The organism is Mesorhizobium sp. M0119 (genome assembly GCF_040322615.1).
In the GTDB taxonomy this organism is placed as follows: domain Bacteria; phylum Pseudomonadota; class Alphaproteobacteria; order Rhizobiales; family Rhizobiaceae; genus Mesorhizobium.
The window spans coordinates 313,105-336,132 of record NZ_JAMYTU010000001.1; the positions used below are offsets into that span (position 1 = coordinate 313,105).

General features: G+C 61.7%; 23 protein-coding genes and 2 pseudogenes. 13 read left to right on the forward strand and 12 right to left on the reverse strand.

Features of this window, described 5'->3' with window-relative positions:
* The 3 genes and pseudogenes from NKJ40_RS01540 to NKJ40_RS31855 all read left to right on the forward strand — a co-directional run.
* A complete protein-coding gene (locus NKJ40_RS01540; RefSeq protein ID WP_502903675.1) occupies positions 1-219 on the forward strand; it encodes a hypothetical protein in 219 nt (72 codons plus the stop codon).
* A 611-nt stretch (positions 220-830) separates the two neighbouring features.
* The gene (locus NKJ40_RS01545; protein ID WP_352464143.1) at positions 831-2,576 is read left to right on the forward strand and encodes an adenylate/guanylate cyclase domain-containing protein; all 1,746 of its coding nucleotides are present in this window, start codon (positions 831-833) and stop codon (positions 2,574-2,576) included.
* A 162-nt stretch (positions 2,577-2,738) separates the two neighbouring features.
* Positions 2,739-2,876 (forward strand): annotated as a pseudogene (locus NKJ40_RS31855) (integrase); the annotation flags it as partial.
* A gap of 179 nt (positions 2,877-3,055) precedes the next feature.
* Here the strand turns inward: NKJ40_RS31855 and NKJ40_RS01550 are convergent.
* Both NKJ40_RS01550 and NKJ40_RS01555 read right to left on the reverse strand, forming a co-directional pair.
* The gene (locus NKJ40_RS01550) at positions 3,056-3,205 is read right to left on the reverse strand and encodes a hypothetical protein (protein WP_352464145.1); all 150 of its coding nucleotides are present in this window, start codon (positions 3,203-3,205) and stop codon (positions 3,056-3,058) included.
* A gap of 26 nt (positions 3,206-3,231) precedes the next feature.
* The gene (locus NKJ40_RS01555) at positions 3,232-3,387 is read right to left on the reverse strand and encodes a hypothetical protein (protein ID WP_352464147.1); all 156 of its coding nucleotides are present in this window, start codon (positions 3,385-3,387) and stop codon (positions 3,232-3,234) included.
* Positions 3,388-3,562: 175 nt separating this feature from the next.
* Between NKJ40_RS01555 and NKJ40_RS01560 the strand changes: the two genes are divergently transcribed.
* From NKJ40_RS01560 to NKJ40_RS01575, 4 genes and pseudogenes are all read left to right on the forward strand, one after another.
* A complete protein-coding gene (locus NKJ40_RS01560) occupies positions 3,563-4,285 on the forward strand; it encodes an SDR family NAD(P)-dependent oxidoreductase (protein WP_352464149.1) in 723 nt (240 codons plus the stop codon).
* Positions 4,282-5,418 (forward strand): S-adenosylmethionine:tRNA ribosyltransferase-isomerase, encoded by a 1,137-nt coding sequence (locus tag NKJ40_RS01565; protein WP_352464150.1) that lies wholly within the window; start codon positions 4,282-4,284, stop codon positions 5,416-5,418. The genes NKJ40_RS01560 and NKJ40_RS01565 overlap by 4 nt, the downstream gene beginning before the upstream one ends.
* Before the next feature lie 445 nt (positions 5,419-5,863).
* On the forward strand, positions 5,864-6,211 hold the full coding sequence (locus NKJ40_RS01570; RefSeq protein WP_502903676.1) for an AbrB/MazE/SpoVT family DNA-binding domain-containing protein: 348 nt from the start codon (positions 5,864-5,866) through the stop codon (positions 6,209-6,211).
* 115 nt (positions 6,212-6,326) lie between these two features.
* A pseudogene (locus NKJ40_RS01575) lies at positions 6,327-6,812 on the forward strand (ABC transporter ATP-binding protein); the annotation flags it as partial.
* Between the two features lie 167 nt (positions 6,813-6,979).
* Here NKJ40_RS01575 and NKJ40_RS01580 read toward each other — a convergent pair.
* Complete coding sequence (locus NKJ40_RS01580) at positions 6,980-7,858, reverse strand: GNAT family N-acetyltransferase (protein ID WP_352464151.1); 879 nt, start codon at positions 7,856-7,858, stop codon at positions 6,980-6,982.
* A gap of 242 nt (positions 7,859-8,100) precedes the next feature.
* Between NKJ40_RS01580 and argE the strand changes: the two genes are divergently transcribed.
* From argE to NKJ40_RS01605, 5 genes are all read left to right on the forward strand, one after another.
* Positions 8,101-9,225 (forward strand): acetylornithine deacetylase, encoded by a 1,125-nt coding sequence (gene argE / locus NKJ40_RS01585; RefSeq protein WP_352464271.1) that lies wholly within the window; start codon positions 8,101-8,103, stop codon positions 9,223-9,225.
* 17 nt (positions 9,226-9,242) lie between these two features.
* Positions 9,243-10,166, forward strand: a complete 924-nt coding sequence (locus tag NKJ40_RS01590; RefSeq protein WP_352464273.1) for a 2-hydroxyacid dehydrogenase — start codon at positions 9,243-9,245, stop codon at positions 10,164-10,166.
* A 14-nt stretch (positions 10,167-10,180) separates the two neighbouring features.
* Positions 10,181-10,537 (forward strand): cupin domain-containing protein, encoded by a 357-nt coding sequence (locus NKJ40_RS01595; protein ID WP_352464152.1) that lies wholly within the window; start codon positions 10,181-10,183, stop codon positions 10,535-10,537.
* A gap of 173 nt (positions 10,538-10,710) precedes the next feature.
* Positions 10,711-11,754, forward strand: coding sequence for a tartrate dehydrogenase (locus NKJ40_RS01600; protein WP_352464153.1), 1,044 nt, complete (start codon positions 10,711-10,713; stop codon positions 11,752-11,754).
* Positions 11,755-11,772: 18 nt separating this feature from the next.
* Positions 11,773-13,248 carry an NAD-dependent succinate-semialdehyde dehydrogenase gene (locus NKJ40_RS01605; protein ID WP_352464154.1) on the forward strand — a complete coding sequence of 492 codons (1,476 nt, stop codon included), beginning with the start codon at positions 11,773-11,775 and terminating at the stop codon, positions 13,246-13,248.
* 151 nt (positions 13,249-13,399) lie between these two features.
* On the opposite strand, the gene NKJ40_RS01610 is transcribed toward NKJ40_RS01605, so the two are convergent.
* Positions 13,400-14,089: a haloacid dehalogenase type II gene (locus NKJ40_RS01610; RefSeq protein WP_352464155.1), complete on the reverse strand. Its 690-nt coding sequence runs from the start codon at positions 14,087-14,089 to the stop codon at positions 13,400-13,402.
* A gap of 426 nt (positions 14,090-14,515) precedes the next feature.
* Between NKJ40_RS01610 and NKJ40_RS01615 the strand changes: the two genes are divergently transcribed.
* The gene (locus tag NKJ40_RS01615) at positions 14,516-15,892 is read left to right on the forward strand and encodes an aspartate aminotransferase family protein (protein WP_352464156.1); all 1,377 of its coding nucleotides are present in this window, start codon (positions 14,516-14,518) and stop codon (positions 15,890-15,892) included.
* A gap of 450 nt (positions 15,893-16,342) precedes the next feature.
* Here NKJ40_RS01615 and NKJ40_RS01620 read toward each other — a convergent pair whose 3' ends face one another.
* The 8 genes from NKJ40_RS01620 to NKJ40_RS01655 form a co-directional block, all read right to left on the reverse strand.
* Positions 16,343-16,678 carry an HVO_A0114 family putative DNA-binding protein gene (locus NKJ40_RS01620; RefSeq protein ID WP_352464157.1) on the reverse strand — a complete coding sequence of 112 codons (336 nt, stop codon included), beginning with the start codon at positions 16,676-16,678 and terminating at the stop codon, positions 16,343-16,345.
* Complete coding sequence (locus NKJ40_RS01625) at positions 16,632-17,171, reverse strand: ribonuclease toxin HepT-like protein (RefSeq protein WP_352464158.1); 540 nt, start codon at positions 17,169-17,171, stop codon at positions 16,632-16,634. Before NKJ40_RS01625 ends, NKJ40_RS01620 begins: the two co-directional genes overlap by 47 nt.
* Positions 17,158-17,478, reverse strand: a complete 321-nt coding sequence (locus tag NKJ40_RS01630) for a nucleotidyltransferase domain-containing protein (RefSeq protein ID WP_352464160.1) — start codon at positions 17,476-17,478, stop codon at positions 17,158-17,160. The genes NKJ40_RS01625 and NKJ40_RS01630 overlap by 14 nt, the downstream gene beginning before the upstream one ends.
* 307 nt (positions 17,479-17,785) lie before the next feature.
* On the reverse strand, positions 17,786-18,262 hold the full coding sequence (locus NKJ40_RS01635) for an Lrp/AsnC family transcriptional regulator (protein ID WP_023718597.1): 477 nt from the start codon (positions 18,260-18,262) through the stop codon (positions 17,786-17,788).
* Positions 18,263-18,272: 10 nt separating this feature from the next.
* Complete coding sequence (locus NKJ40_RS01640) at positions 18,273-19,346, reverse strand: tartrate dehydrogenase (protein WP_352464162.1); 1,074 nt, start codon at positions 19,344-19,346, stop codon at positions 18,273-18,275.
* 83 nt (positions 19,347-19,429) lie between these two features.
* Positions 19,430-20,755: an NAD(P)/FAD-dependent oxidoreductase gene (locus NKJ40_RS01645; RefSeq protein ID WP_352464164.1), complete on the reverse strand. Its 1,326-nt coding sequence runs from the start codon at positions 20,753-20,755 to the stop codon at positions 19,430-19,432.
* 203 nt (positions 20,756-20,958) lie between these two features.
* On the reverse strand, positions 20,959-22,284 hold the full coding sequence (locus NKJ40_RS01650; RefSeq protein WP_352464165.1) for an NAD(P)/FAD-dependent oxidoreductase: 1,326 nt from the start codon (positions 22,282-22,284) through the stop codon (positions 20,959-20,961).
* A gap of 18 nt (positions 22,285-22,302) precedes the next feature.
* Positions 22,303-23,022, reverse strand: coding sequence for a cupin domain-containing protein (locus NKJ40_RS01655; RefSeq protein ID WP_352464167.1), 720 nt, complete (start codon positions 23,020-23,022; stop codon positions 22,303-22,305).
* Between the last annotated feature and the right edge of the window lie 6 nt (positions 23,023-23,028).

The window sequence follows — 23,028 nt, forward strand, 5'->3', positions numbered from 1 at the left end:
ATGCCGAATTCGACTGCTTTGATCCTCATCACCGAGGCCGTCAGCGCCACGCGTGCCGAATTCCTGGTCTTCGCCAAGGCCCATGGCGCCATGGACCTGAGGGTACCGGCCGAGGTGCGCGTCGTTGCGAAAGTGCCTGTCCTCAGCTCAGGCAAGCTCGATTACTCCGCCGCGACCAAAATGGTGAGCGGCGACGACATGAAAACCCGAGCGGCTTGACATAGCCGACTGAGGAAGTCGGCCTGTTTGCCCAATCACATGCAACTAAGGTCGTCTTGGCTCAAAGGTAGCCTTTGGCCGAGGTCGGTTCTGAATTGAAGCCGGCCTACATCTATCATGAAGTGAACGGCAGTTTTGCGCTTCAATATCGGCCGCAGAGGCGGATTTTGCTTTCGCCCAAAGCAGACATCGCAGCTGACCATGCTGAAGGTCGCGCTCGCACCACCTGCCGACCTCAGCACCTCTAAGCGCAAACGTCTGGTGTGATGCACCGATGCGCGCCCGTAGGGCATCTCGCTGTTACATCGCCGTGACAAAAGCACCGCCACAGTGGCGTCAACCGGTTACACAGGGCAGGAAATATCTCCGGCCTTCTGGGAGTGACGTGTCCGCGTCTCCAGAGGCTGCGTGGGCGCGGCGACTGGAACGCTCCACGCCTCGCAAGTGGGATAGCGAAATCTCGTGAAGGCAAGGTCAAGCTGCGTTCTCCGTTCTGTATCGGCAACGGCCGGCGACTGGGAAAGATAGATACGATGCACGTGGCGCGTCGGGAAGTTGGCAGGACACAGACGCGGGGCGGCCCCCGTGCAGGCGCTTGGCTGAGCGGTGCAATGACCACGCAGCGCCACCTCGCAGCGATCCTGGCTAGCGACGTGGTCGGTTATTCGCGCCTGACGGAGCGCGACGAGCGCGGCACGCTCGAGCGGCTGAAGATCTACCGCAAGGACCTCCTCGAACCGCTGGTCTCCGTGCACCAGGGTCGGATCGTCAAGCTCACCGGCGACGGCATGCTGTGCGAGTTCGCGAGCGTCGTTAACGCGGTGACCTCGGCGATGGCGATCCAGCAGGCCCTGGCAGAACACGAGGCGGAGATGCCCGAGGAAGAGCGGATTCGCTTGCGCATCGGCGTCAATCTCGGCGACGTGGTCTGCGAGGAGGACGGCGACCTCTACGGTGACGGGGTCAACATCGCCGCCCGACTCGAAAGCATCGCCGATCCCGGCACCGTGGTCGTCTCGGGCACCGCCTACGACCACCTTCAGGGCAAGCTCGATTGCGGCTTCACGCCGCTCGGCAACCTGCGCCTCAAGAACATCGAGCGGCCCGTGCGCGCCTACCGCGTCGACACCGACGCCAGCGCCTCGGTGGCTGCACCGCCTCCGCTGCCCGAGAAACCCTCGATCGCGGTTCTGCCTTTCACCAATATGAGCGGCGACCCCGACCAGGAATACTTCGCCGACGGGCTGGTGGAGGACATCATCACGGGATTGAGCCGGGTGAACTCGTTCTTCGTGATCGCCCGCAACTCGTCCTTCACCTACAAGGGCCGGGCGGTGGACCTGCGCCAGGTCGGGCGCGAGCTGGGCGTCCGCTACGTGCTAGAAGGCAGCATCCGCAGAGCAGGATCGCGGGTGCGCATCAGTGGGCAGTTGGTGGACGCGATCAGCGGACACCATGTCTGGACCAACCGCTTCGAGGGCGACGTGAGCGACATCTTCGACCTGCAAGACAAGGTGACCGAGAGCGTCGTCGGCGCAGTCGAACCGAGCATCCGGCTGCAGGAGATCAAGCAGGCGCGCATGAAGCCGACCGAGTACATCAGCGCCTACGACCTCTACCTTCGCGCGCTGCCGCGCTTCTACAGCATGACGCGCGAAGGCTTTGCCGACGTGCGCCGGCTCACCAACGAGGCGCTCAGCATCGACCCTGGCTTCACCTTGGCGAAGGCACTCGGCGCCTATATCCGCAGCCTATCCGTGAGCCAGTGCTGGCACGAGCCGGACGATGTCCGAGTCGCCGCGCGCATGGCGCGAGAGGTACTGGCGGAAGCGCGCGACGATTCCACGACCCTACGCTTCGCCGCGCAGGTGATTGCCTACAGCGCGAAGGACTACGAGATGGCGCTGCGCACGATCGAACGATCCCTGCTGCTCAACCCCAATTCGGCGCAGGGCCATACGGGCAGCGGCTGGGTGAACGCACATTCCAGCCGCCCGCTCGTCGCCATTGAGCACTTTCACAGGGCAATGCGGCTGAGCCCGGTCGACCCCGAGAAGGGCATCGCGCTCTCCGGCATCGGGATGAGCTACCTGATGCTCGAGCGCTACGAGGAAGCGCTGGCATGGGGAGAACGCGCGCTGCACGAGATGCCGAACTACGGCTCCTCGCACCGGGTGGTGATCATGGCGCTGGTCAAACTCAACCGGCTGGACGAGGCGCAGGCGGCGGCGCGGCGGCTTATGAAGGCGTTCCCGACCTACACGCTCACCCTGCAGAGACAGATCAACCCGTGGCTGGACGAGGTGTTCGCCGAGCGTTACGTCGAGGCGCTGGGCATCTCCGGCGTGCCGGAGTGATCGTCGCGGTTGCAAAGATGCCCGGCGAGGCGACGTTCCCTTGACCCGCGTCGCTTCTGGAAGGCCAGTTCTCTGGCGGCTTGTCTTAGGACTGAGCGCGTAGAGCAGCCGTGAACAGCCGGCGAGCTCTCTGTTGAATTCGCGTCGAACTTTCGGTTTCGATCCGCTTCTTATAAGGCAAGAGGCAACCTCCGGGCGGTTCAGATCCTGCTTGGGCACACCGAGATCGAGAATACGGTTCGCCATCCGGATGTCGAGGTCGGGGACGCGCTCACACTCGCCGAGGGAACCGAGATCTGATCACGATGGCCTCTCGACTTCGCCGAGAGGCCATCGTGTTCTGAAAAGCCACCGCTCAGTTACGGGGCTGGATTTCAGCAGTGCGCCGCATCACAGCCGTTCGGTAGGGAAGACGGTCATCCCGAAAGCCGCCGGTCCACTGTCGCCCATCAAAAGCGGAACCATGCGGCGTTGAGGCGCTAGGCGAGTTTGCGCCTCGTCTCGGCCGTTGCGACGAGCTCTGCCACTTCCTGAAAGCGCACGCTAACGGCGATCACAAGCCAGATCCGGCCGAGCACCCAGAAGGAAAGCGCCGACCGGAGCAGCAGCCAGAGATGCGGTGTTGGCATTTTCAGGCCCCCTGAATTCGGCCCGGCTAAGTTTGATGGAAAAGTTCGAACAGGCGCCAGGCATTGATCGGCAGCAGCATCAGTTCCAACAGGCTCAGGGATAAGCTGCCGATGGAGGCGCCATAGGCAAAGCACAAACAGCTCAGCACCGCCGTGATGTGCAGCCACAGCATGGCTTTCATTGAGTAGGTGAGAACGGCGAAGAACCTCCGAGGAAGTCGATCGTCTCGGGCCGACAAGGCGAAGGTGCGCCGCGATACGTGAGTCTGGTCGGCATCGATCCACGGAATGAATGCTTGACCTCAAGTTAACTTCAGCTTGTACCAATGGGTTGTACGGATTGAAGGAGTATCGTCAATGCTGATCAACATTGATCTTCAGGGACTTCGTGTAGCAGTCACCGGCGGCACGTCCGGCCTAGGACTGGCGCTTGTCCGGCAACTTGCCAGAGAAGGTGCGTTCGTCGCCTTCGTTGCTCGCACTGCCGCGAACGTCGAACGCATCGCTGACGAGACGGGCGCACATGGCATTGTCGGCGACGTCGGCAAAAAGGACGACATCTACCCGATCGCGTTGCAGGTCACCGCGAGCCTAGGCGGGCTCGACGTTCTGATCAACAATGCGTCGAGCCTCGGGCCCGTTCCACTGGCGCTCCTTGCCGATACCGAATGCGAGGAGCTGGAAAAAGCGCTCGCGGTCAACCTCGTCGGCGCGTTCCGGCTGACGAAAGCACTGCTCGGTGCACTTGCCGCGTCCGCGCGCGAGGGCCGTGGCGCGCTGGTGATCAACATCTCCAGCGACGCGGCGGTGAACGCCTATCCCGGCTGGGGAGCGTATGGCGCGAGCAAGGCCGCTCTTGCTCACCTGACGGCGATTTGGGACGAGGAGGCGAAGGCCGACGGCATCCGGCTCCTCGCGCTCGACCCCGGCGATATGGACACCCCGCTGCACGCGCTGGCGCTTCCTGACGCCGATCCGTCGACATTGAAGCGTCCCGACGTGGCTGCTGCCGAGATTATCGACCAGATGCTCGACACGTTGCCGGCAGGCGCAAGGCTACTCGCCGAGGCACGTGGATGATTGCCGCCGACCGTCCGGATCGGCGCGCCGCCCGGCTGCTCGTCGTCGAGGCGGACGGCGCGACGCGCGACCTGCCGCGCACTGAACTCGCGTCACTGTTGGATGCCGGCGATCTGGTAATCGCCAACGACGCCGCGACCTTGCCTGCCAGCTTGCGCGGCACGCATATCCCCAACGACAAAGCGATCGAGATCCGCCTGGCTGGCTGGCTGTCACTTCCCGATCCAACCCGCTTCGTAGCGATTGCCTTCGGCGCAGGCGATCACCGCATGCGCACAGAAGACCGGCTCCCTCCGCCTCGGTTGTCACCAGGCGATCACCTTCGGCTCGGTCCGCTTGAAGCCATCGTAGAGCGCCTTCTCGATCACCCCCGCCTTATCGAGTTGCGCTTCCCAGGCAGCCGCGCAGCGGTGCTTGCAGGACTGGCGCAGCACGGCAGGCCGATCCAATATGCGCATGTTCACGAACCGTTGGCACTTTGGAATGTTTGGACGAAGATTGCCGCCGGGCCGGTCGCGTTCGAGGCGCCATCGGCAGGCTTCGCACTCGACTGGCGCACGCTCCAGGCCTGGCGTCGGCGCGACGTGGGCTTCGCAACACTCACCCATGCCGCGGGCGTGTCTTCCACCGGCGACCCCGCGCTCGACTTGCGCCTCCCTTTCGACGAGCCGTATCGCATCCCCGAGCGCACCGCGGCGCAGGTCGCGCGGGCGAAGCTCCGCGGAAGCCGCATCATCGCAATCGGCACGAGCGTGGTGCGCGCGCTTGAGGCAGCTGCCTACCCCGACGGCAATGTGCCTGCCGGAAATGGCATTGCGACAGGGCGCATCGCGCTGGGCACGCCACTTCGCCTGGTCGATACAATTCTGACAGGCGTCCACCAGCCCGGCGAAAGCCATTTCGAGCTCCTGCGAGCCTTTGCCGACGATGCTCTGCTCGCCAAGGCTTCCGCATCCTTCGCCGAGCACCGATATCGCACGCACGAATTCGGCGATTCCATGCTGCTCAATCGCCAACGGCTGGATCGATCGTGCGAACAGAAGCGATCGAAGTGCGCGAAACGATGTCTCAACTCTAGGCGATCCGTCGCCGGAGACGCGGATGGGCCCGCACCCAGTGCCGCCCGGCGGTGACCGCCACCACGTCACCAATACCTACTCCCCGCGCCAGGGACTGAGTCGGGAGCGAGGATGTCGATATTCAAGTTGACGCTAATACAATATTGCCCACGCTCCAAAATTGGGCGACAGTGTGCGCCGGGAGGCAGGAGGCCATAGTTGGCTTTTAGCTCAAACCTTGCCCAAATCACGAGAGAATACCTGCAGCTCGTGAACCAGCTCGACGCAGCAGCTTGTGGTTCAGCCTAGGCCGAAGGACCCAATAGCGGACCGACAACTTACGGCCCCTTAAACGCGACGTAGAGTATCTGCTCGGCAAAGATCGCTCCTGTGCAACTCCAACGTCGCAGGGCAGATCAACCGGTTCGGCCAACATCAGAATCTGCCGAACGAGGGGCGAGAGCGAATCCACAGTGCCTGGCGGCTTTCTAAAAGGCATCGAATGCGATTCTGTCGTCGCATGGACGCCAAGCTTGGCCCCGATAATAATAATAATGCAGATTTGCATCGTCTTATCGCGATGAACAGGAAACGTTTTAATATGAAAACGTTGACAGTGACGACAAGGGGACAGGTGACGTTCCGCAAGGACGTGCTGCAACATCTGGGCATCAAGCCGGGCGAGAAGATCGAGCTTGATCTGCTGCCCGACGGCCGGGCGGAATTGAAAGCGGCACGGGCGAAGGGGTCGTTCCGGGACCTCCACGGCTTCCTCAGAGGCAAGACGAACGGCCGGGTGCTCAGTATCGAGGAGATCAACGAGGCGATAGCGGAAGCGGGCGCCGCGGCCGGGTCCGGCAAGGAATGAGGTTACGACCGACACGAATGTGCTGCTGCGCGCCTATGTCGACGATGATGAGGGGCAGGCGGCCATTGCCGCCGACCTGCTGGCCAAAGGGAACATCGTGGCCGTGAGCTTGCACGAGTCAGTGTTGCTCGCCCGTAAGCAGGGTATGGGCTGGTCTGTGGGCGACGATGATCTGGCTCGCATCGACGAGACGCTGGCGGCGCTCGGCATCGCCGACATCGCTTTCCGCAACATTGGCGAGCTTTCCGGCGGCCAGCGGCAACTCGCCAGCCTGGCACAAACGCTGGTGCGCGAGCCGGAGATCCTGCCGATGGACAAACCGACATCAGCACTCGATCTGTCGCGGCAGGTGGAAGTGCTCGGCCTCATGCGGGAACTTGCTCAGGCGCGACGCATGGTCGTGCTGGTTGCCCTGCACGACCTCAATCACGCCCTGCGCTTCAGCGATCAGACAATGGTCATCGCGGACGGCCGGCTGGTCGCATGCGGGTCATCGCCGGACGTCATCACTTCCGATCTGCTGCGGGACATTTATCACCTCAACGCGCGCATCGAGCCGTGCTCGCGCGGCATCGGCCATGTCATCGTGGATGGCGTGGCGGATGGGCGTCGGACGGTCATAATGCCGGCAGCGGAAACCGAATCCGGGACTAGGAGCAGATCCGAAGCCGGCCGCGTGACGGCAACCGCATCATGCCGGTTGATCGACGCGCGCACTGATCGACCTGATCCTCTGACCGCTGGTTGAAGGCGACAGCGTGCTTGCATTCAACTCAAGGCGTGGCCGGCCAATCCATAGACCCAAGGCCCATTGTCTTCCCGGTTCAGAAAGCGGCGCCCTTTGGACATGGTCGTAACGGTCTCGGCAATGCCGAGGCCGCACTGCTGGAGAAACGCGGCAAACACGCCATCCTTCTCGCGGCTGTCGACGCGGGCGAACCGTCCTGCCAGGTCCTTCAGATGCACGGCTGTGAGGTGGACCGCGTCTAGATCGTTGCGCGCGACCATGGGGCCGATCACATGGCCACGTCCGAACTCGCGACACATGGAATAGCCGACGATCTCGCCGCCGCGGCTCAAAATGCAGATTGAGGCATCGGCCGCGAGCAACGCGAGCAGCCTCTCGCGGTTTGTCCCAAACGCGCGCGTATCCAGCGCCGTGATCTCCTTCAGCCTGTCGCTCGATAACGCCTGCATTTGACCGTCCAGGGCCGGCAGTGTTGGGAGCGTCTGTGGGACCTCCCCCTGGCGCATGTATACGATCGCCTCGGTCGTGAAGCCGAGTGAGACATAAAGAGGATAGGCAGCATGGGTAGCATTGAGTGCCAAGTTGCGATCGCCGCACTGCTCGAGCACCAAGTCCATGAGCCATCGGCCGCCTCCTTGCGCTTGCGTGCGGGGCGTTGTGATCACTACGCCGATGGTGGCGAAATCGTCTCCGTGGGGAAACCACATCGCGCTGCCGAAAACGCGTCCAATACCATCAACGGCAACAATGCCGCGGCCGGCACGGCGCAGAAAGTCCCAATCCTTTGGCCGATGAGGCCAGCGGACTGAGATCGACAACGCGTGCAGTAGCTTGACGTCGACATCATCAATGTCCCGCGCAACCAGTTCGAAGGATTTCAGGCGTACTGATCTCTGCATCTCAGTCGATCCGCTCCTTCAACGAATGCGCAAGGCACGCGGTCTTGATCCTGTCATCGATCGCCATGTTGCGAAATGCCTCTTTTGCCGCAGCATTATACGGAAAAGCCAGCAGGTTTCGCTGGTTCGAGGTGCTTTTTCGCAATCTTCGGCCAAAGCACGACGCGATTCGGCAGGGAACACTGCTGCCTGTGGATAGGCTGGTTGCACCCGGTGATAGTGTGCAAGCAGAGCGGACCGCCATGAACGTGGAAGAAATCCTCGCGACACTGATTGGATTTCCCTCTGTTGTGGGCACGCCAAACGGCGCGATCGTCGATTGGATCCGCGACTACTGTCAGGCAGCCGGAGCCGAGGTGACGGTTCTCCCCGGTCCCGAGGGCGACCGGTCCAACCTTTTCCTCACGATCGGCCCGCGCCAGGGTCGGGGCTACATCATCTCCGGACATATGGATGTCGTGCCGGCCGGCGAGCCGGAATGGAGCTCGGACCCGTTCGTCCTGCGCCGCGAGGGCGGCAGGCTATACGGCCGCGGCGCCACCGACATGAAGGGCTTCCTCGCCTGCGCATTGGCCGCGCTCCCAAGACTTGCGGCGATGAACCTGCGGCAGCCAGTTCATCTCGCATTCTCATATGACGAAGAGGCGGGGTGCCGTGGTGTGCCGCATCTCCTAGCCGCGTTGCCGAGCTTATGCGAGAGGCCGCTTGGCGCGATTGTCGGCGAGCCGAGCCGGATGCAGCCTGTGCGCGCGCACAAGGGGAAGGCCGCCGCGCGGCTCGAGGTGATCGGGCGATCAGGCCACTCGTCACGCCCCGATCTCGGACTCAATGCCGTGCACGCCATGGCCGGGGTCATCACGCACGCCGTGGCCTACGGCCAATCGCTCGCGGACGGACCGCTCGATCAAAATTTCGAGCCCCCGTATTCTTCCTTGCAGGTGGGCGTCATCGCCGGTGGACAGGCAGTCAACATCGTCCCTGGCCACTGCACAGCCGATATTGAGGCGCGCGCCGTGCCCGGCGTTTCTCCAGCCTCCCTGCTTGAGCCGGTCAAGGCCCGGCTTTTCGCCCTGCGAGATAGCGGCTTCGATGTGGCGTGGCACGAACTGAGCACCTATCCCGCCCTTGCGCCCGCGAACGGGAGCGCGCTGGCGGCCGTTCTGACGGAGCTGACCGGGCAGGAGCCGCTCACAGCCGTCAGCTTCGGCACGGAGGCCGGGCTTTACCAGCAGGCCGGCATCGATGCGATCATTTGCGGTCCTGGCGACATCGGCCGTGCCCATCGTCCAGACGAATATATCGAGATCGGTGAACTCTCCGCTTGCCGGAAGATGATCGAGGGGCTCGGCGCGCGTCTTGCAGCCTGAAGGAAGGGGCGGTCACCATGGCGTTTCTTTTCAATTCCGATACCGCGCGTGCTGCGGTCTTCCGCGAGATCTTCGCGCGCCAGCTCCCGGATCTGGAATTCTTCCATTCAGGAGACGAGATGGAGCCGGAGAAGGTGCGCTATCTCATTACCTGGACGGTGCCGGACGAGATCTCGCGCTATCGCAATCTGGAAGTGCTGTTTTCGATCGGCGCGGGCGTTGACCAGTTCAAGCAGGACGTGGTGCCAAGCCATGTGAAGCTGGTGCGCATGGTCGAGGACGGCATCATACGCATGATGCAGGAATACGTCGCGCTCGGCGTGTTGGCGCTCCACCGGGAGATGCCCGCCTATTTCGACCAGCAGAAAAGGTGCCTTTGGCAACCGATTGTCGCTCGACAGGCGGCCGAACGCCGGGTTGGCTTTCTCGGCCTTGGCATGCTGGCCCAGGCGGCTATCGAGCGCTTGAAGCCGTTCCAGTTTCCGCTTGCCGGGTGGAGCCGCAGCGAAAAGCGGATAGAGGGCGTCGCCTGTTTTCACGGCATGGACCAACTCGCGGGCTTTCTGAAGCAAACGGATATTCTTGTCTGCCTGCTCCCCCTCACGGAACAAACCCACGGCATGCTCGATGCAGAGTTCTTCGACTTACTGCCCGTCGGGGCGACGCTGCTGCATGTCGGCAGGGGTCCGCAACTGGACCAGGCCGCACTGCTCGACGCGCTCGACGCCGGTCACGTATCTGCGGCGATGCTTGATGTCACCGATCCAGAACCGCTCCCGCAAGACCATCCGCTGTGGTCGCATCCGAAGGTGATGATAACGCCGCACATCGCCTCGGTGACGCAACCGCATACGGCGGCACAATCCGTCGTGGACAATATCCGGCGCCACCGCACCGGAGAAGAACTGATCGGCCTCGTCGATCGGACACTCGGCTACTAACCAGGAAACATCACATGTCACTTCTGATCACGATCGACACAGTTCCAGACTTCGCGCCGAAGGAGGCATTACCGGCCCCGGAGCGGCTCATTTCCGGCAATCCATCCTTCAAGACCTGGGCGCAGGATGCCTCGAAAGGTGAGAAGGTTCTGACCGGCGTCTGGGAGGCGACGCCCGGCGAGACGCATTCGATCAAGGGCACTATCTACGAGTTCTGCCACATCGTTTCGGGTCTCGTCGAAATCGAGGAGAGGGGCGGTGAGACCAAGACCTACCGCGCCGGCGACAGTTTTGTGATGAAGCCCGGTTTCGTCGGCGTCTGGCGCACTATCGAGACCGTGCGCAAGATCTACGTCTGCGTTTATGACTGAGTTCAGTGCTCAAGGTCCGGCCGAATAGAGCGCGCGGCGGTTCCAGAACAATCGGCTTTCCAGGTTCCGCCTGACGTGATTCGACGCCGTCGGGCGGCTCATCCTCGACGGAAAATGCGGCGGGCGGTCCACTATTGTTCCGATGACGTTAGTGCGAATGAGGACCTCCATCAATGAAGACCTACAAGATAGCGCTCATCCCCGGCGACGGCATCGGCAAGGACGTAACGCAGGCGGCATGGCAGGTGCTGCAGGCGGCGGCTAAGCGGGGCGGTTTCGCCCTTGATGACACAAGATTCCCGTGGTCGTGCGCCTACTACCTGGCGACCGGTGCAATGATGCCGCTAGACGGCATCGAGACACTTCGAAAATTCGATGCGATCTATCTCGGCGCTGTGGGCTGGTCCGCGGAAGTGCCCGACTCAGTATCGCTTCACGGACTGCTCCTGCCGATCCGGAAAGGGTTCACGCAGTACGCCAACATACGACCGCACCGGCTGTTGCCGGGCGTTCAGGGGCCCCTCCGCTCTGATGGTTTCGATATCCTGTGCATCCGCGAGAATACGGAAGGCGAATACTCCGGCGCCGGTGGGCGCGTTCATTCCGGCACGGCCGATGAGGTCGCGGTCGAGACTGCGATCTTCACGCGTACGGGTGTCGAACGGATCATCCGTTTCGGTTTCGAACAGGCGCGGTCGCGTCGCAAGAAGCTCGCATCTGTCACCAAATCCAACGCGCAGAAACACTCCATGGTTTTCTGGGATGAGGTCACGCGCGAGTTGGCGAAAAACTATGCCGATGTGGAGGTCTCGCACTACCACGTCGACGCCATTGCCGCCCGCATGGTCCTGGCGCCTGAAAGCCTCGACGTAATCGTCGCATCGAACCTTTTCGGCGACATCCTCACGGATATTGGAGCGGCCATTCAGGGCGGGCTGGGTTACGCCGCCTCCGCCAATATTAATCCCGATCGCAGCGCGCCTTCCATGTTCGAGCCGGTTCATGGTTCGGCGCCCGACATCGCGCATCTCGGCACCGCCAATCCGATCGCCGCGATCTGGTCCGGTGCGATGATGCTCGAGCATCTGGGCGAGGGGCATGCTGCGGCAGAAGTGATGTCGGCAATCGAGTCCGCAACCGCGCGGGGGATTGGCACGATCGCAGGCAAGGACAGGACTGAAACAATCACGCAGGCCGTGCTGGCAGGATTAAGCTGAAGGAGCAGAGGAAAGACCATGAATGCGATGACGAAGATTGGTTTGTTCAACGATTCCGACCTTTTTCGCCAGCAGGCGCTGATTGGCGGTGTCTGGTGGGATGCGGAAACGAAGGGCGTGGTCGACGTCATTGACCCTGCCAGCCAAAGTATACTCGGCACCGTTCCCGAAATGGGGGAGAGCGAGACGAGAGCCGCAATCGACGCTGCGGCCGAGGCCTTCAAAGGCTGGAAGAAAAGGACCCATGCCGAGCGTGCAGGATTTCTGGAGCGCTGGCACGACCTCATCCGCCAGCACGAACAGGATCTCGCGCTCCTGCTGACGCTGGAACAGGGCAAGCCGCTTGCCGAGGCGGTGGCGGAAATCCGCTACGGCGCATCTTTTGTGAAATGGTTTGCGGAGGAGGCGCGCCGGATCGGTGGCTCGACCGTTCCGTCACCCACGGCCGATCGCCGCATTCTGGTGCTGAAAGAACCCGTCGGGGTCTGCGCCATCATCACGCCGTGGAATTTCCCCAACGCGATGATCACGCGCAAAGTAGCACCGGCGCTGGCCGCAGGTTGTACGGTTGTCATCAAGCCGTCGGAATTTACGCCATTCTCGGCGCTGGCGCTCGGCGTTCTGGCGGAACTGGCAGGTATCCCTGCCGGCGTGATCAACATTGTGACCGGTATGCCCATCGAAATCGGCAACGAACTGATGGCCAACGAGACGGTGCGCAAGATCTCGTTCACCGGTTCGACCCGCGTCGGTGCGCTGCTCATGCGCGGCGCGGCCGATAGCATCAAGCGGCTGAGCCTGGAGCTTGGCGGCAATGCGCCCTTTATCGTCTTTGACGACGCCGATCTGGATAAGGCAGTTGAAGGGGTGATCGTATCCAAGTTCCGCAATGGCGGTCAAACCTGCGTCTGCGCGAACCGGATTCTCGTGCACGAAGGCGTTTACGACGCTTTCGCCGAAAAGCTGAGCCGGCGCGTGGCGCGGATGAAGGTTGGCGCAGGGACCGACGAGGGCACTGAGATCGGCCCGATGATCAACGCCGCCGCGATCGACAAGATCGAGCGTCACATCGCGGATGCACAGGCGAAAGGTGCGCAGATCATCGCCCAAAGCGAGACGGTGCCGGAGGGCAAGCAATATGCACGGCCCGTCGTGCTGGGAGAGGCTACTACCGAGATGCTCCTGGCATCGGAAGAGACGTTCGGTCCGGTGGCGCCGCTTTTTCGCTTCGAGACGGAGGAAGAGGCCATCGCCATCGCGAACGGTACGCCGTTCGGCCTTGCCGCCTACTTCTACACCGACAACCTCAAGCGCTCATGGCGTGTTGCCGAGGCGCTGGAGTTCGGTATGGTAGGGCTCAACACAGGCATGATCTCGACCGAGGTTGCGCCTTTCGGCGGTGTCAAGCAGTCGGGAGTGGGGCGCGAAGGATCGCAGCTCGGCATCGAGGAATATCTCGAGGTCAAGACGCTTCATGTTGGCGGGCTTAATTAATTATATTGCATGCAGGTGTAAACACTTGCAGCCTAAAACGTTGGAACGACAGGAAAGGGGCGGTGAAAACCGCCCCTTTTCTATTGCGACCAGTGATTATTAACGTTTGGGAGTGCCTAAGTCTGGTGCGACTGCGCTAGCAAACAGACGTTCAGGCGAATTCCCGAACAGGCTCCAGTCCGACGGCGCCGGCCAGACCGCCGATATCCTTGATCTCGGTATATTCGTAGAAGGGGTTCGCAGGCTCGTGGCCGCGGTTCACCCAGACCTTGCTCTTGATACCGAGATCATAGGCGGTCATGAGATCGTAGCGAAATGAGGACGACACGTGCGTAATGTCCTCCGGGCCGCAGCCGAGCTTCTCGAACATATATTCGAAGCCCTTCATTAAAGGCTTGTAGGCGCCGGTCTCCTCCGCCGTGATGACCATGTGGAACGGTGCGCCGAGTTTCTCCACGTTCGACATGATCAGGCTCTTCATGGAGTTCGACAGGATCACCAGCGGAATCTCCTTGGCGACCTTGGCCAGGCCCGCCGGGACGTCCGGGTGCGGACCCCATGTCGGCACTACCGCATAGATGCGCTGGGCATCCTCGGGCCGGAATGCGACGCCGTTGCGCTTGCAGGTTCGTTCCACGGAATTGTGCACGACCTCGCTGTACGGCTTCCAGGCGCCAAGGACCTCATCGAGGCGATAGGCCGAGAAATCCTTGATGAATTGCGCCATCCCAGCTGGGGAGAGCTGCGCGCCGTATACGCGTCTCGCCGCGCCGGCCATGTCGAAGTTGGTCAGTGTACCGTAGCAGTCGAAGGTGATGTACTTCGGTCTGAACTGGGTCATAGGCGTCGATCCTTCCAATCCTGTCGGCACTGCGTGCCTTTAACAGCAAGGATCATAATGAGGGCCGGAGAAGACTAGTCGCCGCATTCGATGCGCCCTGAAGCAGATTGTTTTGTATTGCGTGAGAGCTTTGGCAGAGAGTTGCGCCTGAGTTCGTTTCGGGCTTCGGCGGGCGCGCGATCTCTCAGCCGTGCGTGGCATAAGATGCGGTGCCAGCGGCAAAGGAAAGTCAAAACGCCTATCGCTCAGCTTCTGGTCGGGAGGAACTGCTGTCCGCGGCAGCCTACCTTGGGCCTAGAGAATTCAGGCCCGGCATGAACCATGACCGCGCAGCAGATCACGCTGAAAACGAGCTGAAGGACGAAAGCACACCACACCGGACTTATGCTCTTGTCAGTCAGGCACTACGCTGAATCGGAGGAAGAAATGCTGGCAAACTCACTGATCGAACTCGATCGCGCACATCTGGTTCACCCGTTTTCATGCTATCGGAGCCACGAGGAGACGGGCGTGCGGGTGCTCAAATCCGCCAAGGGCGCAACCGTGACCGATGCAAGCGGGAAAACCCTTCTGGACGGATTCGCCGGTCTATGGTGCGTCAACATCGGATACGGCCAGGAAAGCGTTGTTGAGGCGGCGGCAAAGCAGCTAAGAGAGCTTCCCTATGCGACGGGATATTTCGGGCTGGGATCCGAGCCTGCCATTCGCCTTGCTGCCAGGCTTGCCGAACTGGCGCCCGGCGATTTGAACCATGTCTATTTTACGCTTGGCGGCTCCGACGCGGTCGACAGTACGATCCGCTTCATTCGCTATTACTACCATGCCAAGGGTACGCCGCAAAAGGACCAGTTCATCTCCGTCGAGTATGGCTACCATGGATCCTCGACGGCAGGGGCAGGTCTGACAGCGATCCCAGCATTCCACGCGGGTTTCGGCGTGCCTTACGACTGGCAGCACAAAATTCCTTCGCACTACGCCTATCGCAATCCGGTCGGTTCCGACCCGCAGGCGATCATCGATGCATCGGTCGCGGCCCTGCGGGCCAAAATCGCGGAACTCGGCGCCGGCCGCGTTGCGGCTTTCTACGCCGAACCCATCCAAGGTTCGGGCGGTGTCCTCGTTCCACCGACAGGTTGGCTGAAGGCTCTGCACGCCGCGTGCAAGGAACACGACATTCTGTTCGTTGCCGACGAAGTTATCACTGCCTTTGGCCGTACCGGCCCGCTCTTCGCCTGCGAGGAAGACGAGGTCGTGCCGGATTTCATGACCACGGCGAAGGGACTGACCTCGGGCTACGTGCCGATGGGCGCCGTCTTCATGGCCGACCATGTGTACAATACGATTGCGGACGGAGCCGGCAAAGCGGCCGTCGGCCATGGCTATACTTATTCGGCCCATCCCGTGAGCGCGGCGGTCGGGCTCGAATGCCTGCATCTCTATGAAGACGGCTTGCTCGAGAATGGGCGCAAGGCGGGGAAGCGCTTGCTGGAAGGCCTTCGCTTGCTAGCCGACCACCCGCTGGTTGGCGACATTCGCGGTCGCGGCATGCTGGCAGCAATCGAGTTGGTCACCGACAAGGCACGCAAGACGCCGCTGCCCACGGCGGCCGATCCGGGGCGCCGCGTGTTCGAGCGCGCGTGGGCGAACGGCCTCGTCATCCGTGCCTTCAACAGCGGCATCCTCGGCTATGCGCCGCCGCTCTGCTGCACAGACGACGATATTGATGGAATCCTCGAACGCACGCGGATGACGCTGGACCAAACTCTCGAAGATAAGGATGTGCGGGCAGCGATGAAGGGATGATCAGCGGGCGCACTGCATCGACCAGGGCTAAACTCACCCCGTCCGGGTCTTTCGCATGATTGCCGGCCTAAGTATTAGCTAGACGCTTCGTTCTCCCGAAGCAAAATCCCGAAGTGATGCACCAACAAGGCCGAGCTGGTCACCGTCCCCGCTCGGCCGGGAATCTTCTCTATATCAGCGGCTCCGAGAACGACATTCAATGCCAGGTCATCCGGCGCAAGATTTCCGGCGAAACCCGCTTACAGGCAGGAAGCGCCTGTCGTGATACCTTCCCGGGCCCAATGGAAACCGCTAAAAGCTCCGGCCCTCCTTCTTGGCGATCGGCTCGGCGTCACCGAGGCTGCACGCCAATACTTGCCAAACCTCGTCAGCGGCGGCTTCGAATCCCACTGATCGACTTTGCCCCTGTTACCCATGGCGCAGCAAAGATGATGGTCCGGCGATTTGTTTTCACGAATCGTCGACCTCGCATCGGCCATTCTGAAGCTCAGCGAGTTCGATCGTGACTCGTTGCACGGCGAGTTCGGGTCTCTTCGGCCTGGAGCCCACCATTGAGACAATTCCCGCCCGCTCAAGGGCCGCCAAGGAGCGGGATACGTTCGGCTGCGGACGCGCCGCCAACCTGCACAGTTCCGTGATGCTTTGCGGTCGATACCGATGGATCAGCGCCACCAGCCGACAATTCTCAGGGGTCAACGCCCGCAGAATCTCTTCCGGCGCACACGACTGAGCCGTTGGTTCAGGGACCACCAGATGCTCCGCCTCCTGAGCCGTCGCCGCCGCCATTACTGTCGTGCGTGTTTTCCTCAGTAAGATTGCGTTCCAAGTAAACAATGGCCTCGACGAAAGACGGAAATGCCTCTTTTACCCTGTCGAGGTTTCCCTGCACCCTGTCGGTTTTCAGGTCAAAACCGTACCGATGCCTCACCAGGTGACGGACTCCCTTTAACTCACTCAGGGACTGATAAAGCTCGGGGTCGAGCACAGCCGGGCGGACGCCTGCTATTTCCGCCGACATCTGATCGAGCACGTCCTGGCGCATCGTAGGCCCTTGGGGAACGAGGCCGTCTATGTCGTTGGACAGGCTGAGCAGGATGTCCTCGATGCCGTTGTAGACATTGTGGACTCCCAGCGAAACAGCTGCGACCGCTCCCCATTCGCCGAGTGACATCTCACTCCCATGAGCAGACAGATATTCCTCGATTTGCTGCAGTTCCTTCGCAGCGCGGGCGATTTTTGGCGACAGTTTTGCGAATGCCGGATGCTTAAACGCTGTCATCAAGCAATTCCTGCACTCGTTCGGACGAAACGTCTGAGGCAAAGATCAGGTCATAGGGAATGTTCGTTCCCCGAAGCTGGTCTGCGACCAAGCGCTCTAACATGGCCCGGTGCGCAGGATCAGTGCTTCCGTGAACCAGCAGATCTACGTCGGAATGGACGCGGAAACGGTCTTTCGCGAGGGATCCGACAACGGAGATATCGACACCGCAGGCTTTGGCGTTCCGGAGAATGCGCGATACACAGACTTGCGCGGTTTTCCGGCGATCGTCAGCTCGTCGGCGGATCAAAGCGTCGATCTTCTTCATCTTTTCGCCTGTTGCCTTTGGTCCAACTGTGACCCGAGGCTAGACTGTCGCAACTCTGCGAGCATCTGTGCGTGCAGACTTATCATCGTATAATATATTTATTTAGTCATTTGACGACGATAAGCCGACAGCAGGCGTTCGCTGGAAGTCTCCAGATGCAGTCGAAGTTTAGCCTAAGCGCCGTTCAGACGAGTGCAATGACGGCCTCCCCCGAATCGTGACATCGTCATTCGACAAATGCCGCGCGCAACAAGATGGAGCGTGGCGCGAGCGCACGCCGCTTGAGGATCGAGCCGGAGCTGCCTTCTCATTTGTCGAAAATGATGTCGAGAGGCAAATGGGATTTCACGATCGGTGACTTCAGCACGACGAAGCTGAAATATTTGTCGATTCCGATATCCAATTCGATCATGCGCTCCATGATCGTCTGGTACTCGCTGATGCCCGCTGTGACAAACTTCACAAGATAGTCGTAACCGCCTGAAACCAGATGGCATTCGATGACAGAATCGACTTTCTGAATTGCGGTGAGAAATCTCGCGAAGTCGTTCTGTTGATGGTGCTTGAGCGTGACTTCAGTGAAGATCGTTAGAGTCTGCCCGAGCTTGGACACATCGATCTGGGCGGAATAGCCGGTGATGAAGCCTTCCGCCTGAAGCTTCTTCACCCGCATCAGGCAAGGGCTCGGCGAAAGGTTGACCAGGTCGGCAAGCTCGACATTGGTGACCCGCCCGTTCTTTTGCAGTTGGGATAAGATCTTGATGTCGATCTTGTCGAGCTTCATTGGAAACCTGTCACACGTTCGAACCGCGGATCGTCCGGCAGACGGCGTCCGTCACTTCCTGCGTGGTCGCTGTCCCTCCCACGTCGGGCGTTAGCACGCCTTCACTCGTCACCGTTTCCACAGCGCTCATCAATCGGACGGCCGCTGCGCTCTCGCCCAGATGTTCGAGCATCTGGGCAGCGGTCCAGAAGGTGGCGACCGGGTTGGCAATACCCTTGCCGGCGATGTCGAATGCCGAGCCGTGAATTGGCTCGAACATCGAGGGATAGCGCCGCTCGGGATCAATGTTGGCGGTTGGTGCAACGCCGAGACTGCCCGCGAGCGCGCCTGCAAGGTCCGACAATATGTCGGCGTGAAGATTGGTGGCGACGATCGTATCAAGGCTCCGAGGTTTCAACGTCATACGCACTGTCATAGCATCGACTAGCATCTTGTCCCACGCGACGTCCGGGAATTCCCGCGCCACCTCGGCTGCGATTTCGTCCCACATTACCATGCCGTGACGCTGCGCGTTGGATTTCGTAACAACGGTCAGGAGCTTTCGCGGCCGTGACTGCGCCAGCCGGAATGCATAGCGCATGATGCGGGTGACGCCGACGCGCGTGAAGATCGCGACCTCGGTTCCGACCTCCTCGGGGAGGCCGCGATGGGCGCGGCCGCCGTGGCCCGAATACTCGCCCTCGGAATTCTCACGCACGATCACCCAATCCAGATCGCCAGGGCCAACACCCACCAGCGGCGAAACAATGCCGGGCAATATCCTGGTCGGCCGCACGTTCGCGTATTGATCAAAGCCTTGGCAGATCGGCAGCCGGAGGCCCCAGAGCGTGATATCGTCGGGCAGATCGGGAGCGCCTACCGCGCCAAAGAAGATGGCGTCGAAGCGCTTCAATTGCGCCACGCCATCTTCGGGCATCATGCGACCATGTGCCTTGTAGTAGTCTGAGCCCCAGTCGAAGTGCTGGACGCGCAGCTTGAAGTCGCCGCAGCGCTGTTGCAGCGCCTCAAGCGCCTGGAGACCTGCGGCAATGACCTCTGGGCCGATCCCGTCGGCAGGAATGGCGGCAATCTCATATTCGCGCAACGTCACTTCCCTGTTTTTTGGTGCTGGTTGCTTCGTGGCCCCAATCTCGTGTGCGACCGATGGTAACTCGGCAAACGGTCTTCTCAGAATTCAGCGACCTTGCCCCACGCAGCAGTCTTCAGGCGCTCGGGCCTATAAGGACGCGGATCGACAATAGGCTCGCTGCCTGTGATGATGTCGGCGATCATATGCCCCGCGCCGGGGCCAATCCCGAAGCCGTGACCACTGAATCCCGCCGCCAGGATGAAGCCCGGAATCCCCTCCACTTCACCGACTGCGGGAATGCCATCGGGTGTACTGTCGATATAACCCGCCCAGACATCGGAGATCGCGACGCGTTGGAGTTCGGGGATCAATTCGCAGGCTCTTCGATATGTCAGCCGAATCTGTCCCATGTCGGGCTTCGGGTCGAGAATCCGGTTCCGTTCCATTGGCGTGATGTCGTCGAGGGTCCATTTGCGCAGGCTTTCATGGCCTTGACGCCAGCCCTCGAAGGCGCCTGGGGCGAGATTGCGCCAGCGGCGGGCGAACATAGGTACAAACTCGCGGCTGAACCTGAACTGCTGCGGCGTTGGATCGACACGCGCCCGCCCGCTGATCGCCAGCGCGTATCCACCGTTGCTGCGCCGCGTCAGAGAGACGCGCGCGGTATGCAGGGCATCCGGCAGGCCGTTTGCGCCTGGCGCCACGGCTAGAATGGACTGACGCACGGCAGCTTGCGGGAAGCGCATGCCAAGCTGGTTGCAAAAGGAAGAAGCCCACGCGCCTCCGGCCATGACAACGGTCTTTGTCTGGATGGTGCCAGCTTCGGTCACCACAGCGCTCACCCGGCCGGCGCTCAACTCCAGCCCGCGCGCCGCGCAGTGCTGATGTAGGGTGCCGCCCGCCGCCATGATGCCGCGCGCCGCAACCGGCACTGCCTTGGAAGGGTCCGCCGTTCCGTCAGTTGGCGAGAACACGCCGCCTTTCCATTTGCGGCCCGTCGCTTTGCCCCGTTCGGTGGCTTCTTCTGCGCTCAGCATGTGCGTCGTAACGTCTACTGTCCTGGCGAAGTCACGCCACTTCGCCCAGCCTGCCAGCTCATTTTCGTCCTGTGAGAGATACAGAAGCCCGCAACGGCGAAATCCGGTATCCTCGCCAGTTTCCTGTGCCACCTTCTCCCAGAGATCGAGGCTCTTGGTTGCCATTGGTAGCTCGCGCGCATCGCGGTTCTGCTGGCGGCACCAGCCCCAGTTTCGGCTGGACTGCTCGGCGGCCACGCGCCCTTTCTCGACCAGGGCGACGCTGACGCCGCGGCGCGCGAGATAATACGCCGTAAACACGCCCACCACGCCGCCGCCGATGACGACGACGTCCGCCTCGCGGGGCAGGGAAGGGCTGCACTCGATGTGCATGAGCGGCGCGGGCATGTGCGGAACTCCGGTAATTTGAAGCATTCTAACCCGCGCCGTGAATGGACAGGCTGCGGAGTTTTGTGCCCGGACGGAATATCGTGCGGTTAGCGGCCCTTAGGACATGCAAATGTTGCGTGAAAAGCCTCACAGAGGGGAGATAAGCTGAAGCTCGCTTCCAAGCCATCTCATGTGTAGGGGCGTCGCGTTGCGTGTGCGGCCTAAAACTCAGCGACCTTGCCCCATGCCGAGTTGCTAAAGCGTCCCGGTTGATACGGAACGGGGTCGACGATCGGTTCGGCTCCGGTGGCGAGATCCGCGATTAGGTGGCCAGCGCCGGGGCCAATCCCGAAGCCGTGCCCGGAAAAGCCTGCGGCCAGGATGAAGCCTGGTACGTTAGGCACCGCGCCGATACTGGGAACACCGTCCGGCGTGCAGTCGACGAAGCCGGCCCACGCGTGCGTGATCTTTGCTTCGCGGAGTTGCGGCAGTAATTCGACAGCACGGCGGTGGGTCTCCCTGACCGTCGACATATCGGGCTTCGGATCAAGGATGCGCACCCGCTCCATGGGCGTCGGCGCATCGAGCCGCCACCGCTTCAGCGTTTCGTGCCCACCGCGAATGCCTTGTAGGCCGCCCGGCAGAAGGCTGCGCCAGCGCCTGATAAACATGGGCACGAACTGCGGGGCGAATCGCAAAAACTGCGGCGTCACGTCCACGCGTGCGCGGCCGCTGATGGCCAGTGCGTAGCGTCCGTCGCTGCGGCGCGTGGCGGACACGCCCGCCGTAAACAAGGCGTCCGGCAAGCAATGTTCCACGGGGGACACGCTAAGGATCGATTGGCGGATCGATGCCTGGGGAAAACGGATGCCAAGCTGGCGGCAGAACGAGGAGGCCCAGGCCCCGCCGGCGAGCACAGCCGTCCTGGTCTTGATGACCCCGGCTTCCGTCACGACGCCGCTGACCCGCCCGCCTTTCGTCTCGATGCCGCGGGCAGCACAATTCTGGTGGATGCTGCCACCGAGCTTCATAAACGCAGCCGCTACGGCCGGTGCAGCCTTGCCAGGATCTGCGGTGCCATCGGTGGGCGAGAAGACGCCGCCCTTCCAGGCACGGCCGGTCGCATGCCCCCGTTCGGCGGCCTCGCGACTGCTCAGCATGTGGCTGGTTACGCCCGCAGTCTTCGCAAAATCATGCCAGCTGGCCCAACCGGACAATTCGGCCTCGTCGTTACTGAGATACAACAGCCCGCAGCGATGAAAACCCGTGTCTTCGCCGCTCTCGGTGGCAAATCGTTTCCAGAGATCGAGGCTCTTGATCGCTATCGGCAATTCGCGAGCGTCCCGGTTCTGCTGGCGGCACCAGCCCCAATTGCGGCTGGACTGCTCGGCGCCGATCCTTCCCTTTTCGACCAGGGCGACCGAAGCCCCGCGCTGGGCTAAGTAGTAGGCGGTAAAGACGCCGATAATGCCGCCGCCGATCACGACGACATCAGCGGAGGCCGGCGGCTTGGGCGATGTGTCGATGTGCTTCAGCGGAGGGGACATGGTGGATCTCGCTCTACGTCAGGCCTGGACGCTTTGGACCACGAAAAACTTCGCCACGCGATCGTTGCTTTCCCATCCGATCGATGCGCCCTGGGGCACGAAAAGCGCATCGCCGGTGCCCGCCGACAGCACGCTGCCATCGAGCGCGGCGAATCGTACACTCCCGGCCAGCAGATGCATGAACTCGTTCTGGCGATGCGGGCGAATAACCCGGTGGTATGGGGTCGAATCCCAGGTGCCCGCGCGGTAATCCGCGCCGTCGCTGGAGAAGACGCTGTCGCTGCGGCATTGCGGGGCCGGGCCAAGCAAAGCCTCGGCCGGTAGCGAAGCAGACGGCTTGAAGTCGGCGTCGGAGCGCAACTGGACAAGGCCGGGCTTCGTCGGTTTGTCGCAAGCGGCCGCGCAGAACGAAAACCGCACGCGTGATTCGGTCTGGATGCGAAGCGCGGTGCCGCATCCGATGACAGCACCCGCTTGCGGACAGAGCACCAGCGGGGCCGTCCCGGCCGCCGTCAGGATCAGCTCTCCTTCCACCACGACGATGGTTTCGAGGTGGGGGAAGCTTGCGACTTCGAGCTCACCAACAAAGCTGGTTCGGCCCACGATCATCGAGTCCGGTCCTTCCCAAGCGATTTCGCGATGCCCCACAAAGGGATCGTCCGTGCCGAACGCTGTCCTGCGGAAAGGGGTTGCAACGGGTGCGCCGTCGGCGCGATGCAGCACTATAGCCACGGTCATGATTGC

What these genes read in the sequence shown, in the direction of transcription:
- NKJ40_RS01540 (WP_502903675.1), top strand. Translation starts at nt 1, where the DNA reads ATGCCGAATTCGACTGCTTTGATCCTCATCACCGAGGCCGTCAGCGCC.
- NKJ40_RS01545 (WP_352464143.1), top strand. Translation starts at nt 831, where the DNA reads ATGACCACGCAGCGCCACCTCGCAGCGATCCTGGCTAGCGACGTGGTC.
- NKJ40_RS01550 (WP_352464145.1), bottom strand. Translation starts at nt 3,205, where the DNA reads ATGCCAACACCGCATCTCTGGCTGCTGCTCCGGTCGGCGCTTTCCTTC.
- NKJ40_RS01555 (WP_352464147.1), bottom strand. Translation starts at nt 3,387, where the DNA reads ATGAAAGCCATGCTGTGGCTGCACATCACGGCGGTGCTGAGCTGTTTG.
- NKJ40_RS01560 (WP_352464149.1), top strand. Translation starts at nt 3,563, where the DNA reads ATGCTGATCAACATTGATCTTCAGGGACTTCGTGTAGCAGTCACCGGC.
- NKJ40_RS01565 (WP_352464150.1), top strand. Translation starts at nt 4,282, where the DNA reads ATGATTGCCGCCGACCGTCCGGATCGGCGCGCCGCCCGGCTGCTCGTC.
- NKJ40_RS01570 (WP_502903676.1), top strand. Translation starts at nt 5,864, where the DNA reads ATGGACGCCAAGCTTGGCCCCGATAATAATAATAATGCAGATTTGCAT.
- NKJ40_RS01580 (WP_352464151.1), bottom strand. Translation starts at nt 7,858, where the DNA reads ATGCAGAGATCAGTACGCCTGAAATCCTTCGAACTGGTTGCGCGGGAC.
- argE (WP_352464271.1), top strand. Translation starts at nt 8,101, where the DNA reads ATGAACGTGGAAGAAATCCTCGCGACACTGATTGGATTTCCCTCTGTT.
- NKJ40_RS01590 (WP_352464273.1), top strand. Translation starts at nt 9,243, where the DNA reads ATGGCGTTTCTTTTCAATTCCGATACCGCGCGTGCTGCGGTCTTCCGC.
- NKJ40_RS01595 (WP_352464152.1), top strand. Translation starts at nt 10,181, where the DNA reads ATGTCACTTCTGATCACGATCGACACAGTTCCAGACTTCGCGCCGAAG.
- NKJ40_RS01600 (WP_352464153.1), top strand. Translation starts at nt 10,711, where the DNA reads ATGAAGACCTACAAGATAGCGCTCATCCCCGGCGACGGCATCGGCAAG.
- NKJ40_RS01605 (WP_352464154.1), top strand. Translation starts at nt 11,773, where the DNA reads ATGAATGCGATGACGAAGATTGGTTTGTTCAACGATTCCGACCTTTTT.
- NKJ40_RS01610 (WP_352464155.1), bottom strand. Translation starts at nt 14,089, where the DNA reads ATGACCCAGTTCAGACCGAAGTACATCACCTTCGACTGCTACGGTACA.
- NKJ40_RS01615 (WP_352464156.1), top strand. Translation starts at nt 14,516, where the DNA reads ATGCTGGCAAACTCACTGATCGAACTCGATCGCGCACATCTGGTTCAC.
- NKJ40_RS01620 (WP_352464157.1), bottom strand. Translation starts at nt 16,678, where the DNA reads ATGGCGGCGGCGACGGCTCAGGAGGCGGAGCATCTGGTGGTCCCTGAA.
- NKJ40_RS01625 (WP_352464158.1), bottom strand. Translation starts at nt 17,171, where the DNA reads ATGACAGCGTTTAAGCATCCGGCATTCGCAAAACTGTCGCCAAAAATC.
- NKJ40_RS01630 (WP_352464160.1), bottom strand. Translation starts at nt 17,478, where the DNA reads ATGAAGAAGATCGACGCTTTGATCCGCCGACGAGCTGACGATCGCCGG.
- NKJ40_RS01635 (WP_023718597.1), bottom strand. Translation starts at nt 18,262, where the DNA reads ATGAAGCTCGACAAGATCGACATCAAGATCTTATCCCAACTGCAAAAG.
- NKJ40_RS01645 (WP_352464164.1), bottom strand. Translation starts at nt 20,755, where the DNA reads ATGCCCGCGCCGCTCATGCACATCGAGTGCAGCCCTTCCCTGCCCCGC.
- NKJ40_RS01650 (WP_352464165.1), bottom strand. Translation starts at nt 22,284, where the DNA reads ATGTCCCCTCCGCTGAAGCACATCGACACATCGCCCAAGCCGCCGGCC.
- NKJ40_RS01655 (WP_352464167.1), bottom strand. Translation starts at nt 23,022, where the DNA reads ATGACCGTGGCTATAGTGCTGCATCGCGCCGACGGCGCACCCGTTGCA.